1 protein-coding gene is annotated in these 3019 nt (G+C 74.0%); it reads left to right on the top strand.

Annotated features, from left to right (window positions below; genetic code table 11):
• Positions 1-1051: 1051 nt before the first annotated feature.
• Positions 1052-3019 (top strand): bifunctional glycosyltransferase 87/phosphatase PAP2 family protein (locus AAHZ94_RS31835; protein WP_349997186.1); only part of this gene is annotated, 1968 nt, incomplete at its 3' end.

Raw genomic sequence — 3019 nt, 5'->3', positions numbered from 1 at the left:
CCCACCGTCCGTACGGCCGCGTCGCCTTCCCGCTCGCCCTGCTCGGCTGTACGGGGCTACTCGCCACCGGCCCAGCCGATCCACCCGACCCGCCCGGCACCGGCTGCCGGGGCTCTGCCGCCCGCAGCGGCCCTGCCCCGGGGGTCCGTGCCCGGGGTGTCCGTGCTCCGTACCGCGCCGCTGTGCGCGGCCTCACCGTGCAGCACCTCGGCCCGCGCGACTTCGCCCCGCACCCCCGAGTCCCGCACCCCCGCGTCCCGCACCGTGCCGCCCCGTACGTCCGCGCCCCGTACCCCCGCGTCCCGCGCCACCTCGCCCCACACGGCTTCGCCCCGTGCCCCCGCCCTCCCCGCCGCCCCGCGGCGTACCCACGGTCCGGCTCCGGCCGGCGTCAACACGGTGCACGGCGGTGTCACCCCGCAGCGGCCCGGAGGCGCCGCGTGTCGGGTGGGTCAGCGGACAGCCGCGGAGTGGGGCAGGACGGCGGTGGTGGACGGTACGGCCGCCCGTGGCCCCGCGCCCCCACGGTCTTCGGCCGTGCGGCGGGCGGGCTGCCCTACGGGTGTGTGGGCGTTCCGGTCGGGCGGCGTGACGAACGACTCACCGGTGCCGCGGTGTGGTGTGTCGCACCCGGTGGAAGGTCTGGCGCACCGCGGGCCCGACACCGTTCCGTACTGCATCGGGCGTGGTCCGTGCCGGGGCGCGGCAGCCGCTGGGCGTGGGGTGATGTCGCCGTGTGCCGCCCCGGCCACGGGCACCCGCGGCGGCACCCAGTGGCGAGCCGGCCCACGGGAAAGTGGTGAAATTACCCCTGGCGACGTACACGCATATGGGCGGTTACCCGTCGGGCTGCTTCCGGGCAATTCGCGGAGGCAGTCAGGTGACGCGGTGGTGTTCCGCGTCTCCCTTACGGGCTCAGTAAGGTCTCAAACATTGGATGCGAGTGACACGGCGAGTGGGGGAGCAGCAGGGCGTGGCAGACGGTGAGCGGAGTGGACGGGGCAGATCCTCGGGCGCGCGGGCGGAGCCGGCCGCCCGGTCACGGATCGGCATGGCGCTGGCCGCACTGTGGGTGCTGGCCGGTCTGCTGGCCGCTCGCCAGGCCGCGGCGGTCCTCAGACTCCCACCCGACCAGCGCCTGACCGATCTGGAGACCTGGATCGGCGAGCGGGGCGTGCTCCACGTGCGGGGCTCGCTGTACGACACCGACGCCTTCACCGGCACCCCCTTCGCCGGCCTCGTCCTCAAGCCGCTGACCCGCGCGGCCGAGCAGAGCCTCGGCGTCGCCTGGACCTTCGGGACGCTGCTGCTGGTCGCCGTGCTCGGTCTGGTCGCCGCCCGTTCGCTGCCGGCCCCCGTCTCCCGGCGCACCGCGCTGCTCGCCGCCCCCGTCGCCATCAGCCTGATCGTCCTCTCGCTGCCCGTACGCAACGCCTTCAACCTCGGCCAGACCAGCATCATCCCCGTCCTGCTGGTGCTGCTGACCCTGCTGCCGAAGACCTCCGCCCGGCAGTCCGCCCTGCTCATCGGCGTCGCCGCGGCCCTCCAGCCGGCGCTGCTGCTCTTCGCCGTGCTGCTGTGGTGCACCGGGCGCCGCCGGGTGGCCGCGCTCACCGGCGCCACCTTCGCCGCCTGCTCCGCGCTCGCCTGGGCCGCGATGCCGCACGACTCGTGGACGTACTGGGTGCACCACGTCGGTGGTGCGGGGCTCGGCGACAGTGCCGACAGCCTCTCCAACCAGTCGCTGCACGGCATGCTGCTGCGCGCCGGGCTGCGCGGCCCGGTCGAGCTGACGCTGCTCGCCCTGCTGGCCGCCGCGGTGGTCTGGGTGGGGCTGCGGCGCGCCGTGCGGTACGCGCAGGACGGGCAACTGCTGCTCGCCGCCGCCGTCACCGGCTGTGTGGCACTGGCCGTCTCGCCCACCTCCTGGCAGCACCAACTGCTGTGGATACTGCTGGCCGTCGTCGGCCGGGTGGGCCGGAGGCAGTCGGACCGGCTGGTGTGGCCGGTGCTCGTGGTGCTGGTGATGACGCTCAACCGGACCGCGCTGATGCCGAAGATGAAGGGTCTCGACTTCGTCGGCGACAACGCGCAGCTCCTCGCCGCGCTCGCCGCCGCCTGTGTGGTGCCCTTCCTCGCGCGCACCGCGCCGGAGTGGGACAAGCCGCTGCCGGCGCTGACCGCCGACCCCGTCGCGACGGGGCGCTCCTGGGTGCCGATGCTGAAGTTCTGGCGGCGCCCGCTGTCCCGGCCGAACCTGCTCCTGGAACTGATGCTGATCCGCGTCGGCTACTGGGGCTACTCGTTCATCCGCGCCCACGCGCCGGACGAGCGGAGCCTCGCCGAGGGGCACGGCCGGCAGATCCTCGACATCGAGGGCTGGCTGCACATCGACGTCGAGTACTGGTTCAACCACTTCGTGGCCGACACCCCGTGGCTCGAAGCGAGCATGAACTACTACTACTCGACCTTCCACTTCCTGGTGCCGATGGCGCTGCTGGGCTGGCTGTACGCCTGCCGCCCGGCCACCTACCGCTGGGCGCGCACCCCGCTGGCCTTCGCGACGCTGATCGCCCTGTTCGGCTTCTGGCTCTACCCGCTGGCGCCGCCGCGGCTGATGGACATGGGCTACATCGACACCGCGCACGGCCCGCAGGACCTCAACGACCCGGACTTCGGCGCGCTGACCAAGCTGTCCAACCAGTACGCGGCGATGCCCTCGCTGCACGTCGGCTGGTCGCTGTGGTGCGGCGTGGTGATCGCCCTGGTGGCGCCCAAGGTGTGGATGAAGGTGCTGGGTCTGCTGTACCCGGTGCTGACCACCGCGGTGATCGTCGGCACCGCCAACCACTACCTGCTGGACGCGGTGGGCGGCGCGGCCGTGGTCGCCGCCGGCTTCGCCCTCCAGTACGTGCTGACCGGCGCCGGCAGGCCGCCGGTCGAGACGGCCGCGGGCCGGGGCGGCGGGCCGGCCGCGCTCTGGGCCAGGGTCCGCGCGAAGCTCCCGGGGGCGGAACCC

It is taken from the genome of Streptomyces sp. HSW2009 (assembly GCF_040240285.1).
Taxonomy (GTDB): domain Bacteria; phylum Actinomycetota; class Actinomycetes; order Streptomycetales; family Streptomycetaceae; genus Streptomyces.
This window is presented reverse-complemented; position numbering and strand designations above follow the sequence as displayed.